General features: G+C 72.7%; 13 protein-coding genes and 1 pseudogene. 5 read left to right on the plus strand and 9 right to left on the minus strand.

The genetic code is table 11. From position 1 onward, the window contains the following. The 4 genes and pseudogenes from ABZW03_RS11575 to ABZW03_RS11590 form a co-directional block, all read left to right on the plus strand. A pseudogene (locus tag ABZW03_RS11575) lies at nt 1-574 on the plus strand (glycoside hydrolase family 3 protein); the annotation flags it as partial. A gap of 421 nt (nt 575-995) precedes the next feature. Further along, entirely contained in the window at nt 996-2,309 is a 1,314-nt protein-coding gene (locus ABZW03_RS11580) for an extracellular solute-binding protein (RefSeq protein WP_355255148.1), read from the plus strand. Nucleotides 2,310-2,561: 252 nt separating this feature from the next. Further along, complete coding sequence (locus ABZW03_RS11585; RefSeq protein ID WP_355255151.1) at nt 2,562-3,620, plus strand: SIS domain-containing protein; 1,059 nt, start codon at nt 2,562-2,564, stop codon at nt 3,618-3,620. A gap of 519 nt (nt 3,621-4,139) precedes the next feature. Next, nucleotides 4,140-5,660 carry a PAS domain-containing sensor histidine kinase gene (locus ABZW03_RS11590; protein ID WP_355255154.1) on the plus strand — a complete coding sequence of 507 codons (1,521 nt, stop codon included), beginning with the start codon at nt 4,140-4,142 and terminating at the stop codon, nt 5,658-5,660. 540 nt (nt 5,661-6,200) lie between these two features. Here ABZW03_RS11590 and ABZW03_RS11595 read toward each other — a convergent pair. Together ABZW03_RS11595 and ABZW03_RS11600 are read right to left on the minus strand one after the other, a co-directional pair. Beyond that, the gene (locus ABZW03_RS11595; protein WP_014138019.1) at nt 6,201-6,452 is read right to left on the minus strand and encodes a WhiB family transcriptional regulator; all 252 of its coding nucleotides are present in this window, start codon (nt 6,450-6,452) and stop codon (nt 6,201-6,203) included. Nucleotides 6,453-6,821: 369 nt separating this feature from the next. Beyond that, on the minus strand, nt 6,822-7,793 hold the full coding sequence (locus ABZW03_RS11600; protein WP_355255157.1) for a diacylglycerol kinase family protein: 972 nt from the start codon (nt 7,791-7,793) through the stop codon (nt 6,822-6,824). Nucleotides 7,794-7,843: 50 nt separating this feature from the next. Here ABZW03_RS11600 and ABZW03_RS11605 point away from each other — a divergent pair, with 50 nt between their 5' ends. Then, complete coding sequence (locus tag ABZW03_RS11605; protein WP_355255160.1) at nt 7,844-8,266, plus strand: hypothetical protein; 423 nt, start codon at nt 7,844-7,846, stop codon at nt 8,264-8,266. Between the two features lie 67 nt (nt 8,267-8,333). Here ABZW03_RS11605 and ABZW03_RS11610 read toward each other — a convergent pair whose 3' ends face one another. The 7 genes from ABZW03_RS11610 to ABZW03_RS11640 form a co-directional block, all read right to left on the minus strand. Then, entirely contained in the window at nt 8,334-9,362 is a 1,029-nt protein-coding gene (locus ABZW03_RS11610; protein WP_355255162.1) for a SigB/SigF/SigG family RNA polymerase sigma factor, read from the minus strand. Between the two features lie 174 nt (nt 9,363-9,536). Beyond that, nucleotides 9,537-9,947 (minus strand): anti-sigma regulatory factor, encoded by a 411-nt coding sequence (locus ABZW03_RS11615; protein WP_355255165.1) that lies wholly within the window; start codon nt 9,945-9,947, stop codon nt 9,537-9,539. Nucleotides 9,948-10,134: 187 nt separating this feature from the next. Continuing rightward, nucleotides 10,135-10,611, minus strand: coding sequence for a GNAT family N-acetyltransferase (locus ABZW03_RS11620; RefSeq protein ID WP_355255168.1), 477 nt, complete (start codon nt 10,609-10,611; stop codon nt 10,135-10,137). A 10-nt stretch (nt 10,612-10,621) separates the two neighbouring features. Then, a complete protein-coding gene (locus tag ABZW03_RS11625; protein ID WP_355255171.1) occupies nt 10,622-11,005 on the minus strand; it encodes a nuclear transport factor 2 family protein in 384 nt (127 codons plus the stop codon). 88 nt (nt 11,006-11,093) lie between these two features. Then, nucleotides 11,094-12,086 (minus strand): ABC transporter substrate-binding protein, encoded by a 993-nt coding sequence (locus ABZW03_RS11630; protein ID WP_355255174.1) that lies wholly within the window; start codon nt 12,084-12,086, stop codon nt 11,094-11,096. 17 nt (nt 12,087-12,103) lie between these two features. Next, nucleotides 12,104-12,919, minus strand: coding sequence for an ABC transporter ATP-binding protein (locus ABZW03_RS11635; RefSeq protein WP_355255177.1), 816 nt, complete (start codon nt 12,917-12,919; stop codon nt 12,104-12,106). Beyond that, entirely contained in the window at nt 12,916-13,995 is a 1,080-nt protein-coding gene (locus ABZW03_RS11640; protein WP_355255180.1) for an iron ABC transporter permease, read from the minus strand. The genes ABZW03_RS11635 and ABZW03_RS11640 overlap by 4 nt, the downstream gene beginning before the upstream one ends. Between the last annotated feature and the right edge of the window lie 54 nt (nt 13,996-14,049).

Consider the following 14,049-nt stretch of genomic DNA (forward strand, 5'->3'; position numbering starts at 1 on the left):
GCGGCTGGCGGACGCCGCCGCGCGGGTCCGGTCGCTGGGCAGCTGGGGCCGGATCGCGGCCCAGGGCGAGCGGGTCGAGCCGGACCTGGCGGTCGGCCTGCGGGCCGCGCGCCGGGCGCTCAGGGTGGTCCGGGCGCCGGGTCTGGCGGTGCCGCCGGTGAGCGAGCGCCCGTACGTGGCCTCGTTCTCGGACGAGCCGAACATCGCGGTCGGCGACGTCACCCCGTGGGGCGTGGCCGGCATGCTGGCCGACCGCTTCCCCGGCACCCGCACCCGCGAGGTCTCGGCGGCCGAGGCCGCGCCGGAGCTGCTGGACGCCCTGGTCGGCGAGCTGGTGGCGGAGGCCGAGGGCCGCCGCCTGGTGCTGGTGGTCCGGGACGCCCACCGGCACGCGTGGATGTCCGCCGCGCTGAACCGCCTGGTGGCGGCCCGGCCGGACGCCGCCGTGGTCGAGATGGGCCTGCCCCAGTCCGAGCCGGTCGGCGCGCTCCACATCGCCACCCACGGCGCCGCCCGGGTCTGCGGACTGGCGGCCGTGGAGGTCCTCACCGGGCAGCCGGGAGCGGTCGGCTGAACCGATCGGCGGGACGTCACCGGCCGTGTCCGGTGGGCGTCCGCCCACGGGCCCGTCATGCGCATGTCGCATGGCGGGCCCGTTCCGTTTCCCCGGTGTCGACCTGCGGATTCGCCGAGTGACCGTGTTCCCTCAAGTGAGCCTTAAATCCACCTTAAGATCTACTGAGGGTGATGGGGTGGCGACTGCCCGCCACGCGGTACAACAGCTCTGCAACGGCCGTCCCGAGTAAGGCTTTTGATCGTTGACACCACCTGTGGTCTAGGCCAGAGTCCAGTCATCCGGTTCGAGATTCAACCTCGCCGGATGTGGTATCGGCCCTCCCCGAAGCTCTTCGCCGCCCCCTGTCCGGACCCTCCGCCGCGGGCGCCAATCACGCTGCCGGCGGGCAACACGGCTCTACACCCCCTCGGAGGATGGCGTGAAGAAGCGTCAGCTCATGTCGGCGCTCGGGACCATGGCCCTGGCGGTCGGTCTGACGGCCTGTTCCTCGTCCGCGAAGTCCGCGGGCGACGGTGCGAGCGGCTCCGCGGACGCGAACGCGGCCGGCGGCACCGTCACCGTCTGGCTGATGGACGACGCCCAGAAGAACTGGCCGGACCTGGTCCAGCGGGTCAACGACGAGTTCGCGGCGAGGTACCCGAACGTCAGCCTCAAGCTCGTCTACCAGGGCTGGGCCGACAAGGTCGGCAAGCTCGACAAGGCCATCGCCGAGGGCAACGCCCCCGACGTGGTCGAGCTGGGCAACACCGAGACCATGAAGTACGTGCTCTCCGGCGCGCTGGCCCCGGTGGACCGCAGCACCTTCGACAACTCCGACAGCTGGATCAAGGCGCTCGCCAACACCTGTACGTACCAGGACAAGCTCTGGTGCGTGCCCTACTACGCCGGCTCCCGGGTGGCCATCTACAACTCCGCCGTCTTCCAGCAGGCCACCGGCAGCGCGGACTTCCCGAAGACCGAGGCGGACCTGCTGGCCGCGCTGGACAAGGTCGCGGACCGGAACAAGGCCGACAAGACGTACTCCCCGCTCTACCTGCCCGGCCCGTACTGGTACGCGGCGATGAGCTACGTGGCCGCGTACGGCGGCAGCATCGCCAAGTTCGACGGCTCCGGCAACTGGCACGGCACCCTGCACGACCCCAAGTCCCAGCAGGGCATCGGCCACTTCGTCGACCTGGTGCGCAAGTACAACAAGGGCGACCTGGCGTTGAACGAGCAGAACCAGTTCGAGTCGATGGCCCGCGGGCACGCCGCGTCCTTCTACGGCAACGGCTACGAGGCGGCCAGCGTCACCGCGCCGGTCACCGGCGACCCGAGCATCAAGGACGCCGTCAAGGTGGCCACCATGCCCGGCCCGGACGGCAAGCCGCTGCCGACCTTCATCGGCGGCTCCGACCTCGCCGTCACGGCCAAGTCCCCGCAGGTGGCGCTGGCCACCGACTGGATCCGGATGTTCACCAGCACCAAGTCCGAGCAGGCGCTGGCCGACAAGGACATCCTGCCGAACAACCTGACCCAGCTGAACCCGCTGAAGAACAAGCCGACCACCGCCGCCGCGGCCAACGCCGTCCCGGACGCCTGGTTCACCCCGCTGGCCCCCGGCTGGAGCGCGGTCGAGAAGCAGAAGATCATCCCGGACATGCTGGTCGCGATCCTCAAGGGCAAGTCGGTGGACCAGGCCACCAAGGAGGCCGACGCGGCGATCGACCAGCTGATCAACAAGGCGTCCTGACCCTCCGTCGCGCCCGTCGCGGCACGCCCCTCCCGGCTCCGGAGGGGGCGTGCCGGCCGGGCTGCCGGAGGCCGGGCCGACGGGGCGCGCCGAGGGGCGCGCGGGCCCGCGGACGGAGGTGCCCGGCGGGGGACGCGCCCGTAGGATTGCCGCACGCAGAACCGCAGCGAGTGTGCGGACTCGCCGCCGTGGAGGTCCCCGCCGGGCAGCCGCCCGGGCGGGGTCGAACCGTCTCATCGGAGGCAGACCCAGATGTCCGACCCGCAGACCGTTCCCGTCCCCGGCCGGATCATGGCGGCGGAGATGGCCGAGCAGCCGGCCGTCCTCCAGCGCATCCTCGACGAGGGTGCCCCGAAGATCCGCGAGGTCGCCGCGCAGATCGCCGCCCGCCGCCCGCGCTTCGTCCTGCTCACCGCGCGCGGCACGTCCGACAACGCCGCGCTGTACGCCAAGTACCTGATCGAGATCCTGCTCGGCAAGCCGGCCGGCCTGACCTCGATGTCCACCACCACCGCGTACGGCGCCAAGCCCGACCTCACCGACGTCCTGGTGGTCACCGTCAGCCAGTCCGGCGGCTCGCCCGACCTGGTGGCCTCCACCAAGGCCGCCCGCGAGGCCGGGGCGATCACCCTCGCGGTGACCAACAACGCCGACTCGCCGCTCGCCGAGGTCTCCGAGTTCCACATCGACGTGCTGGCCGGACCGGAGAAGGCGCTGCCGGCCACCAAGACCTACACCGCCGAGCTGCTGGCGCTCTACCTGCTGGTCGAGGGCCTGCGCGGGGGAGACGGCTCGGCCGCCAAGGAGCTGCCGGCCCTGGCCGCGGGGGTGCTGGCCCGCAAGGCCGAGGTGAAGGCGCTGGCCGAGCGCTACCGCTTCGCCCAGCGCCTGGTCATCACCTCGCGCGGCTACGGCTACCCGACCGCGCGCGAGGCGGCGCTCAAGCTGATGGAGACCACCTACATCCCGGCCACCCCGTTCTCCGGCGCCGACCTGCTGCACGGCCCGCTGGCCATGGTGGACAACGTCTCGCCGGTGATCGCGATCGTCCCGGACGGCAAGGGCGGCGAGGCCCTCCAGCCGGTGCTGGACCGCCTGCGCGGGCGCGGCGCGGACCTGGTGGTGGTCGGCCAGCAGGCGCAGGTGGAGGCCGCCTCGGCGGGCTTCGCGCTGCCGGCCGGCGTGCCCGAGGAGGTGCAGCCGGTGCTGGAGATCCTGCCGCTGCAGCTGCTGGCCTACGAGGTGACCATCGCCCGCGGCCAGGACCCGGACTCCCCGCGCGCCCTGGCCAAGGTCACCGAGACGCGGTAGCCGCCCCCGCACGCGCGCCGGCCCCGGTCCACAGGCTGTGGACCGGGGCCGGTTCCCTGAGCGGCGGAAACGTGGTTCGGGAGGGCCGGGCCGACGGGGCCGGGGCGGCCGGAGCGGGCCGAAAACACTACGGGCCACGGCGCCGACACGGGACCCTCAACCCATGCGGCACCGCAGCCCGGAGCTGTCGTCGGGCACCGGGCCGATCGAGAACTGTGCGGGGTCCTCGTTCGGCGGCGTCCGACCGAGGAGGGGCCGCGCGCGGTCAGGGCAGTTGCGCGGGGGCCTCTCCTTGGTGCCCTTTCATTGTGGACTAGACCAATCTCGGTTGTCCAGGCCTCTCGGAAAATTGGTCTAAACAACTCCGAGGGGTGAGCGGGCCCCGGCGAGCCCTTCCGCCGGAGCCCCGGGAGCCGGCCCGCCGAGCGGTCCACCGGCCGGCCGGCCGGCCGGTCCGCCCACCGGTCCGTCCACCGGTCCGCCGCGCCCCGCCCGGACCTGCGGCGCTACCCTCGCCATGTGCCCTCGCTGAACGAACTCGTCCGCCGCCACACCACCCTCACCGGGGCCGACGTGGAATGGCTCCACCACCTGGTCTCGGAGTGGCAGCTGCTCTCCGACCTCTCCTTCGCCGACCTGGTGCTGTGGATCCCCACCTGGGACGGCATCCGCTACGTCTCGGTGGCCCAGATGCGGCCCAACACCGGCCCCACCTCGTACCAGGACGACATGGTCGGCCACCTCGTCCCGCGCGGCCGCCGCCCGCTGCTGGACGCCGCCTTCGACGAGGGCCGGATCGTGCGCGAGGGCGACCCGGAGTGGCGCGAGGAGGTCCCGGTCCGGGTCGAGTCGATCCCGGTCCGGCGCGAGGGCAAGGTGCTGGGCGTGATCGCCCGCAACACCAACCTGCTGACCGTCCGCACCCCGAGCCGGCTGGAGCTCACCTACCTCCAGAGCGCCTCCGACCTGGCCCAGATGATCGCGGCCGGCTCCTTCCCCTACCCCGGCGTCGAGCAGGCCGACATGGACGCCGCGCCCCGGGTCGGCGACGGCCTGATCCGGCTGGACGCGGACGGCATCGTCACCTACGCCAGCCCCAACGCGCTCTCCGCCTACCACCGCCTCGGCCTCACCACCGACCTGGTCGGCAGCCACCTCGGCCGGGCCACCGCCGACCTCGCCCCGCCGTCCCGCTCGGCCGTCCACGAGGCGCTGGTGAAGCTGGCGAGCGGCTGGGCCCCCCGGCAGACCGAGGTGGAGGCGCAGGGCGGAGTGGTGACCCTGCGGGCGATCCCGCTCAAGCCCAAGGGCACCCTGACCGGTTCGCTGGTGCTCTGCCGGGACGTGACCGAGCTGCGCCGCCGCGACCGCGAGCTGATGACCAAGGACGCCACCATCCGGGAGATCCACCACCGGGTGAAGAACAACCTGCAGACCGTCGCGGCCCTGCTCCGGCTGCAGTCCCGCCGGATGGAGTCGGAGTCCGGCCGGGCCGCGCTGGACGAGGCGGTGCGCCGGGTCGGCTCGATCGCGATCGTGCACGAGACGCTCTCCCAGGCGCTGGACGAGCAGGTGGCCTTCGACGAGATCGCCGACCGGGTGCTGGCGATGGTGATGGAGCTGTCCCAGGACGGCCGGGTGGCGACCCGCCGCACCGGCAGCTTCGGCATCCTGTCCGCCGAGGTGGCCACCCCACTGTCGATGGTGCTGACCGAACTGCTCCAGAACGCCCTGGAGCACGCGTTCGGTCCGACGGCCTCCGGGAACCTGGAGGTCAGCGCGCTGCGCGGGCGCGCCCCGGCGACCGGGATGGGCTGGTCGGACAGCTGGAACGGCGGCGCCCGCCCGGAGGAGTACCTGCTGATCACGGTGCAGGACGACGGCCGCGGCATGCCGGAGGGGTTCGACCCGAAGACGGCGGGCAACCTCGGGCTGCAGATCGTCCGGACGCTGGCCACCGGGGAGCTGGGCGGCACCTTCGACATGGTGGCCGGTCCGAACGGGGGGACGAAGGTCGTCCTGGAGATCCCGGTCCGCTGAGGGCCCGGCCCGCCCGGGGGTCCGGCCGCGCGAAGCCGCGCGAAGCCGCGCGAAGCCGCACGAAACCGCGCGGAGGTGCGCGAAGCCGCGTGACGGTGCTCGGCAGGGGCGTGCGCTCGGCGGAAGCGCCGGGTGGACGCCCCGCGCGCCGGCGTGCGGAACCGCACGGGAAGCCGGGAAGCGGGCGGTACGGCCGGGCGCGGAACGGGCTGCGGAAACAGAAACGAGGCCCTGTCGACCGGGGGGGTGGGTCGACAGGGCCTCTCAACCCGTTCCGGCCGTCGGGGGGAGTCGGCCGGAGCGGGGGCTCTGGGTGGTGCGACACCTCGCCGGTGCGTTGCACACGGTGAGCGCCACAGCTCCACGATATTGCTCTAAGTGAACAGTATCAAGTGTCCGGGCGGGTCCGGTGTCGCGGGACCTGGCAGGGCGAGGTCCTTGGTGCGGAAGGCTTCACCAGGAGGAGCAGGGAAGCCTTTGATCATGTGTCGATCGGTACGGCGGTTACTGCTGGTGCTACGGCGTGTGATCGCGGGGCGATCAGGCGGTGCGGGCGCGGTTGCGGGCGGCCCGGCGCTTCATCGCGCGGCGCTCGTCCTCGCTCATGCCGCCCCAGACGCCGGCGTCCTGGCCGGTCTCGAGCGCCCACTGGAGGCACTGCTCCATCACCGGACAGCGGCGGCACACGGCCTTGGCTTCCTCGATCTGCAGCAGAGCAGGACCGGTGTTCCCGATCGGGAAGAACAGCTCCGGGTCCTCTTCGCGGCAGACAGCGCGGTGGCGCCAGTCCATGGTCGTCCAACTCCTCCTGCCGCGGGGGGTGGCCCGATCGGCATAATCGAATGGCTTGTGAATGTGAACGCTTTCACGAATCCCGCAACAGCAAAAGAGACCAAAGGCCCGCCGGGCCCGGGTGGTCTGTGCTGAGGGGGATTCGGCGATTCGAGGGACGCCCCGCGGTCGGTGCTCCTGTGGTTCCGGAGTCGCCGTCGCTGCGATGTGTCCCGATCGCCATGTAGAGGTTCGCAAACCTCGGGCTCGGATACAACCCCCTTCGGGGAGGAATTTTGGATTCTTCGGTGTCGCCTAGCTCACAGCCGGTACTTCTATGGAGTGAAGGGGGCTTGTGCGTTCGAGAAGAAGGAGGAACCCCCCTTCCGGTCACACAATCACACGCAGTGCCCGCCGTACGCCTGTGAAACTGACGCGACTCCTGTCTCCAAGATGGTCGCCGTCGACCTGGAACGGGGCCGGTTCCTCTGAAACCAAGGTGAAGTGTCTGACGTCGTGATAGGAGACGACGTGCTTCCCGGACGGCCCGGCCGGAGGGGTGCCGTCGCTCGAAGGCGTGTACGACCGCAGGATCTGACGGACCGTTCGAGCCGTGCCGAACGCCGTCATCCGGGTGATGCCGAAGACGTCCAGGTCCGTGTCGAAGGAGGCGAGCGGTGAGGGGTAGACCGGGCGGTTGCCCAGGAAGGTCCAGGGCGAGGTGTTGCTGACTATCGACAGCACCAGGCCCTTCACCCGCTCGTGGCCGGGCAGCTCCAGGGAGACCGGGCCGGAACGGCGCTGCTCACGCTGGGTGAAGTAGTGCCGGAGCGCCTGGCCGACGTACAGGGCGTGGGTGGACTTGCGTCCGGCCCGGCGCTGCTCCTCGACCCGGCCGACCACGCCGGCGTCGAAGCCGAGGCCGGCGGTGAAGGTGAACCAGCGGTCCGGCAGCCCCTCGGTCATCGCCTTGCCCAGCCCGATCGGCCGCTCCCGGCCGTGCTCCAGCGCGTCCAGCAGGGCGCCGGTGGCCTCCACCGGGTCGTTGGGCAGGCCCAGCGCGCGGGCGAACACATTGGTCGAACCGCCCGGCACCACGGCCAGTCGCGGGACCTTCTCGCCCGGGCCGTGCGCCAGCAGCCCGTTCACCACCTCGTTGACGGTGCCGTCCCCGCCCAGCGCCACCACCAGGTCGACCGTGCCGTCCTCCGCCGCCTCGCGGGCCAGGTCGCGCGCGTGGCCCCGGTACTGGGTCTCGGCGACGTCCAGCTTGAGGTCGCTGCGCAGGGCGTGGATCAGTACGTCCCTGGTCCGGCCACTGGTGGTGGTGGCCTTGTGGTTCACGACCAGGAGAGCGCGCATGGGGAAAGCCTACGGGTCGGTACGGGCCGACCGGCGGCTACCCTGCTGGAGTGACCGCAGAAACCTCCGCATCCGCAGCCCCGGCCGGCCGCCCGGCCTCCCTGACCCTGGGCGCCGCCATCACGGCGCTGGAGGGCGTGGCGCTGGCCGTCGTCGGCGTCGGGGACATGGTGTCCGCGCTGTCCGGCCAGGCCAAGCAGCTGGCCCTGAACGAGTTCGGCGGCGCGGTCATCGTGCTGCTCGGCGTGCTGCCGGTGCTGGCCGCCCTCGCGCTGCTCAAGGAGCGCCGCTGGGGCCGCAGCCCGGCGGTGCTGACCAACTCGATCTGCCTGCCGGTCGCCTACTACATGATCGAGAACGGCGGCGCGATGGCCGCCGGCGGCGTGCTGGTCGGCGTGCTCGGCCTGGTGGGCATCGGCTGCCTGCTGAACCCGAAGTCGACGGCGGCCCTGTACGCCCCGTCCGAGGACTAGGGGCTGGGCGCACAGGGCCGCCGGGGGACCGGGCGGCCGCGCAGCCGGAGCTGAGCGGCCGTCAGTCCTACTCCTCCACCAGGAGCTTCTCCCGCAGCTGGGCCAAGGTCCGGGCGAGCAGCCGGGAGACGTGCATCTGGGAGATCCCCACCTCGGCGGCGATCTGCGACTGGGTCATGTTCCGGAAGAACCGCAGCACCAGGATCTTCTGCTCCCGGGGCGGCAGTTGGGCCAGCAGCGGCTTGAGCGACTCGCGGTACTCGACGCCCTCCAGCGCCTCGTCGGTCGCGCCCAGGGTGTCCGCGACGGCCGGCGACTCGTCGTCGCTGTCCGGCACGTCCAGGGACAGCGTGGAGTACGCGTTGGCGGACTCCAGGCCCTCCAGGACGTCCTCCTCGGAGATCCCCAGGTGCTCGGCCAGCTCGTGCACCGTGGGGGAGCGGCCGTGCCGCTGGGAGAGCTCGCTGGTCGCCGTGGTGAGCGACAGCCGCAGCTCCTGGAGCCGGCGCGGCACGCGCACCGCCCAGCCCTTGTCGCGGAAGTGCCGCTTGATCTCGCCGACGATGGTCGGCGTCGCGTAGGTGGAGAACTCGACCCCGCGCTCGTGGTCGAAGCGGTCCACCGACTTGATCAGGCCGATGGTGGCGACCTGGGTCAGGTCGTCCAGCGGCTCGCCCCGGTTGCGGAAGCGCCGGGCCAGGTGCTCGACCAGCGGGATGTGCATCCGCACCAGCTGGTTGCGCAGCTCGACCCGCTCCGGGGAGCCCTCGGGCAGTGCGGACAGCCGGACGAACAGCGCGCGGGCGGCCTCCCGGTCCGGGGCGCCGGTGCGGTGCGAGCCCTGGGCGGGCACGGCGCCGTGCAGCTCGGTCTCGGCCGCCTGGTCCGGCTCGGCCGCGGCGTCCGTCCCGGCCGCCGGGTCCGGCGGCACGGAGGCAGGCGTCGGCTCGGACGTCGGCTCGGTGGGGTGGCTCATCCGCTGGGCGTCCTTCGGGTGCGCTTCGTCGTTGGCGGCGAGGCCGGGAACGCTCGCCTGGGTCGGTACGGCAGGTCCCGCCGTCGCGAGGCCGGTACGGTCCAGATCACTCACGGCCATTCCCCCGTTCCGTTCCGGGAGCACCGGGGCCGGCGGCCCCGGAATCGTCTCGTTGGTCGTACCGCGTGGGTGGCGGTACCGGGAACCGTCCGTCGGACCCCGGGGCGGGGAGCGGCGGACGGCCCTTGCGCGGGTGCTGCTCGGTGCTGCTCGGTCGTGCGGTCCGGTGCCCGACTAGTGGGCGGGGGAGCCACCGCGCTTCTTGTGCAGGCTGATCGACACGGTCTTGTCCTCGCCGACCGAGGAGTCGACCTCGCCGGCCAGGGCGGAGAGCACCGTCCAGGCGAAGGTGTCCCGCTCGGGGGCCTTGCCGTCGGTGGTGGGGGCGGCGACGGTGACCTTCAACGAATCGCCGACCAGCCGGAACTCGCAGGACAGCACGGAGCCGGGCACCGCCTGCTGGAGCAGGATGGCGCAGGCCTCGTCGACCGCGATCCGCAGGTCCTCGATCTCGTCGAGCGTGAAGTCCAACCGGGCCGCCAACCCGGCCGTCGCCGTTCGCAGGACCGAGAGGTAGGCGCCGGCTGCGGGCAGCCGGACCTCCACGAAGTCCTGAACACCGAGATCGCCGTCGATCTGGGACACCCTTGCCTCCTGGGTGGCGCGCTGTGCTTTCTTGGTACCCCGCTTGTTACCCGCTTGCTACCCCTGGGGGGCTCCGGCGTCGCGGATCCGCCATCGCTCTGCCTTCCGCACCCGGTTCGGGAGTTACTCATGGTAAGGCATTGCGACGCAGGGTGGCAGACCCTTTCCCCGGACTCCGGGGAGCCGTTCAGCGCCGTCCGGCGGCGGCCAGCGCCTCGTCGGTGAGCCGGAACACCGACCACTCGCTCATCGGCACCGCGCCGATCGACTTGTAGAAGTCGATCGAGGGCTGGTTCCAGTCCAGGACCGACCACTCGACCCGGGAGTAGCCGCGCTCGACGGCGATCCGGGCCAGCTCCAGCAGCAGCGCCTTGCCGTGGCCGCCGCCGCGCGCCTGGGGACGGACGTACAGGTCCTCCAGGTAGATCCCGTGGGTGCCGCGCCAGGTCGAGAAGTTGCGGAACCAGACCGCGAAGCCGACCGGCTCGCCGGTGGCGTCGTCCTCGGCGATCAGCCCGAACAGGGCCGGGTTCTCGCCGAACAGGGCCTCGTGCAGCTGCTCCTCGGTGGCCTTCGCCTCGTGCAGGGCCTGCTCGTACTCCGCGAGTTCGCGGACCATGGCGTGGATGACGGGGACGTCGGTGGCGACGGCGGTGCGGATCATGCCAGTGAGCCTACTGCTCGGGACCGCTCTCGTCCCAGGCCTGGACGGAGGTCTGGTCGACGATCCGGCCGTCCCGCAGGCCGGCCATCGAGGACATCAGCACCCGGACGCCGTCCGGGTACCGGCAGGACTCCAGGAACGCGACGTGGTCGCCCTGGACCACCACCTGTTCCAGCTTGTGGGTCATCTCGCGCCCGTAGACGTCCTCCAGCATGGCGCCGATCTCGTCCCGGCCGTGCATCACCAGGGGGTGGCTGGGCTGGGTCCTGCGGTCGACCACGCGCAGTTCGGCGTCGTCCGCGTAGAGCGCCAGCAGGGTGTCGGCGTCGCGGCGCTCGATGCCCTCGCGCAGCGCGCGGGTGTCGAAGGCGGCGGGGGCCGCCGTGGTGGTCATGGTCTCGCTCCTCCGGTCGGGTTCCGTCGGCTCGTACCTCGAGCGTACGCCCGCGGCCACCGGCCCGGAGGAGCGCGGAGCGGGCCGGTCAGTTGGCCGGTACGGTGCGCAGGTACCCGGCCAGGGCGCTGATCGCGGCCGGGTTGCGCGGGCTCTCCACCAGGTCGACGTAGTCCATGACGAAGATCCGGTCGTTCCGGATCGCGGCGACGCCGGCCAGCGGCGGGAAGGACGTGAGGAACCGCCGCTTCTCCTCGGCACCGGTGCCGCCGTAGTTGTTGATCACGATCACCTCGGGGTCGCGCCGCACCACGGTCTCCCAGCCGGCCGTGACCCAGCTGTCGGAGAGGTCGCCCATCACGTTGGTCCCGCCGGCCCTGGCGATGATCTCGTTCGCGGCGGCGAACTTCCCGGCGGTGTACGGCTTGTCCTGCCCGCTGTCGTACAGGAAGACGGACGGGCGGCGCTCGGGCTGCGGGACGGCGGCGATCCGCGCCTTGAAGTCCGCGATCAGCCGGTCGGCGCGGTCCCGGACGTCGAAGATCGCGCCGAGGTTGGCCAGGTCGGTGTAGAGCGCGTCCAGCGGGTCCATCACGCCGCGCTCGGTGCCCTGTCCGCTGCGGCAGGACTCGCTGAGCACGTACGAGGCGATGCCGAGGCCCTTGAGTGCCTGCGGGGTGAAGCCGAGGCCCTCGTCGAAGCCGTAGTGCCAGCCGGCGAAGACCAGGTCGGCCCGGGCGTCCAGCGCGATCTCCTTGGTGATCCGCTGCTTGGAGAGCCACTTCGTCTGCTGGTAGCCGTCCTTCCAGGGGACCTGGTCGATCTTGCCCTTGTCGTCGGGCATCACGTAGCCGGCCATCCGGTCGGCGAGGCCGAGGGAGAGCATCAGCTCGGTGATGCCGACGTCGTTGGTCACCACCCGGGCGGGCTTGCGGTCGAAGGTGAGCTCGTCCCCGCAGTTCCGCACCGTCACCGGGTAGTGGGCGGAGCCGGTGGCGGCCTCCTTCGGGGCGATCTCGGCGCCGCAGGCGGTGAGTCCGAGGACGAGCAGGGCGGCGGTGGCAACGGCCTTGGTGCGCACGGGAGTTCCTTAGGGGGTCAGGGGAGGCGGTCGAACAGCAGCTGGAGGGCGCCGGTCTCCGGGTGCCGGACCGGAGTGGCCCGGACGCCGAACACCTCGGCCAGCAGGGCGGGCCGGAGCACCTCGTGGGGCGGCCCCGAGGCGACGATCCGGCCGGCCCGCAGCACGTACAGCAGGTCGCAGTGGCCCGCCGCCAGGTTGAGGTCGTGCAGCGCGGTGAGCACCGTCGGACCGGCCTCCCGGGCGAGCGCCAGCACCTCCAACTGGTGCGCGATGTCGAGGTGGTTGGTGGGTTCGTCCAGCACCAGCAGGCGCGGTTCCTGGACCAGGGCGCGGGCGAACAGCACCCGCTGCTTCTCGCCCCCGGACAGGCTCAGGAAGCCCCGCTCGGCGAGGTGTCCGGCCCGGACCTTGCGCAGCGCCTCGGCGCAGCGCCGCTCGTCCCCGTCGGCCGGGGCGCCGAAGCCCCGGCGGTGCGGCAGCCGGCCCATGGCGACCACCTCGGCGACGGTGAAGTCGAACTCGGCGGAGTGCTCCTGGGTCAGCGCGGCCACCCGGCGGGCACCCTCCCGGGCGGTGAGCGCGTGCAGGTCGTCGCCGGCCAGCCGGACGGCGCCGCCGGCCGGCTCCAGCACCCGGTAGACGCAGCGCAGCAGGGTCGACTTGCCGCTGCCGTTCGGGCCGATCAGCCCGACCACCTGCCCGGCGGCGGCCGCCAGGCTCACCTCGTGGACCAGCCGGGTGCCGGCCAGCTCCACCGAGACGGCGTCCACGGCGAGGTCCTCGGCCACCGTCGGCGCCGCGGCGCGGGTCGCGTCGGTCAGGTCGGTCATCGGGCGCCTCCGAAGGCCTGGCCGCGGCGGCGCATCATCACCAGGAAGACGGGCACGCCGAGCACCGCGGTGAACACCCCGACGGGCAGTTCGGCGGGCGCCAGCAGGGTGCGCGAGGCGATGTCCACCCAGACCAGCAGCAGCGCCCCGGCGAGCGGGGCGATCACCAGCACCCGGCGGTGCCCGGCGCCGACCAGCATCCGCGACAGGTGCGGCACCAGCAGCCCGACGAAGCCGATCGCCCCGCTGACCGCGACCACGGTGCCGGTGACGGCGGCGGTCACCACGAACAGCTCGCGGCGCAGCCGGTCCGGGTCCACGCCGAGCGAGGCGGAGGTCTCGTCGCCCATCGCGAGGGCGTCCAGCCGGCCGGCGGCGCAGGCCAGGTAGGCGAGGCCGGCCAGCACGGTGGCGGCGGCGATCGGCACCTTGCCCCAGGTGGCGCCGCCGAGGCTGCCGAGCAGCCACATCATGGCGTCCCGGGCGGCCTCGCCGCGGTCGGCGGCGAAGACCATCAGCGTGGTGGTGGCGGAGAAGCCGTAGGACAGGGCGGTGCCGGTGAGGACCAGCCGCAGCGGGGTGAGCCCGTACGCGGTGCGGGCGGCGAGGTAGACCAGCGTCATGGCGGCCAGCGCGGAGCCGAAGGCGGAGGCGGAGACCGCCCACACCCCGAGCGAGGCGAAGGCGCCGAACAGCAGGACGGCGTTGGCGCCGACGGCCGCGCCGGAGGAGACGCCGAGCACGAAGGGGTCGGCCAGCGCGTTGCGCACCAGGGCCTGGACGGCGACCCCGCAGGCGGCCAGCCCGGCGCCGACCACGGCGGCCAGCACGGTGCGCGGCAGCCGGATCTCCCAGACGATCGCGTACGCGGCCGCCTCGCCCGCGTCCAGCCGGCCGCCCGTCAGCCCGGCGCCCAGCAGCCGCAGCACGCGGGGCAGCCCGAGCCCGGAGGAGCCGAGGGCGACCCCGCAGACCAGCGACAGCAGCAGGGCGACGGCGAGGCCGAGGGCGAGCGGGAGGACGGGTGTGCGGCGGGCGGGTGGGCCGACCGCTCGGTCTGCGGGTGCGCGGTTCACGGGTGCGCCTTGCCTCGGGCCGCGGGTGCGCCGGGGCGGGCGCGGGCCGGAGGC

This window comes from Kitasatospora sp. NPDC004799 (genome assembly GCF_040609095.1).
GTDB lineage: Bacteria > Actinomycetota > Actinomycetes > Streptomycetales > Streptomycetaceae > Kitasatospora.

Coding starts and splice junctions, on each gene's coding strand:
- ABZW03_RS11585 (WP_355255151.1), top strand. CDS start 2,562: ATGTCCGACCCGCAGACCGTTCCCGTCCCCGGCCGGATCATGGCGGCG.
- ABZW03_RS11595 (WP_014138019.1), bottom strand. CDS start 6,452: ATGGACTGGCGCCACCGCGCTGTCTGCCGCGAAGAGGACCCGGAGCTG.
- ABZW03_RS11600 (WP_355255157.1), bottom strand. CDS start 7,793: ATGCGCGCTCTCCTGGTCGTGAACCACAAGGCCACCACCACCAGTGGC.
- ABZW03_RS11610 (WP_355255162.1), bottom strand. CDS start 9,362: ATGGCCGTGAGTGATCTGGACCGTACCGGCCTCGCGACGGCGGGACCT.
- ABZW03_RS11620 (WP_355255168.1), bottom strand. CDS start 10,611: ATGATCCGCACCGCCGTCGCCACCGACGTCCCCGTCATCCACGCCATG.
- ABZW03_RS11625 (WP_355255171.1), bottom strand. CDS start 11,005: ATGACCACCACGGCGGCCCCCGCCGCCTTCGACACCCGCGCGCTGCGC.
- ABZW03_RS11635 (WP_355255177.1), bottom strand. CDS start 12,919: ATGACCGACCTGACCGACGCGACCCGCGCCGCGGCGCCGACGGTGGCC.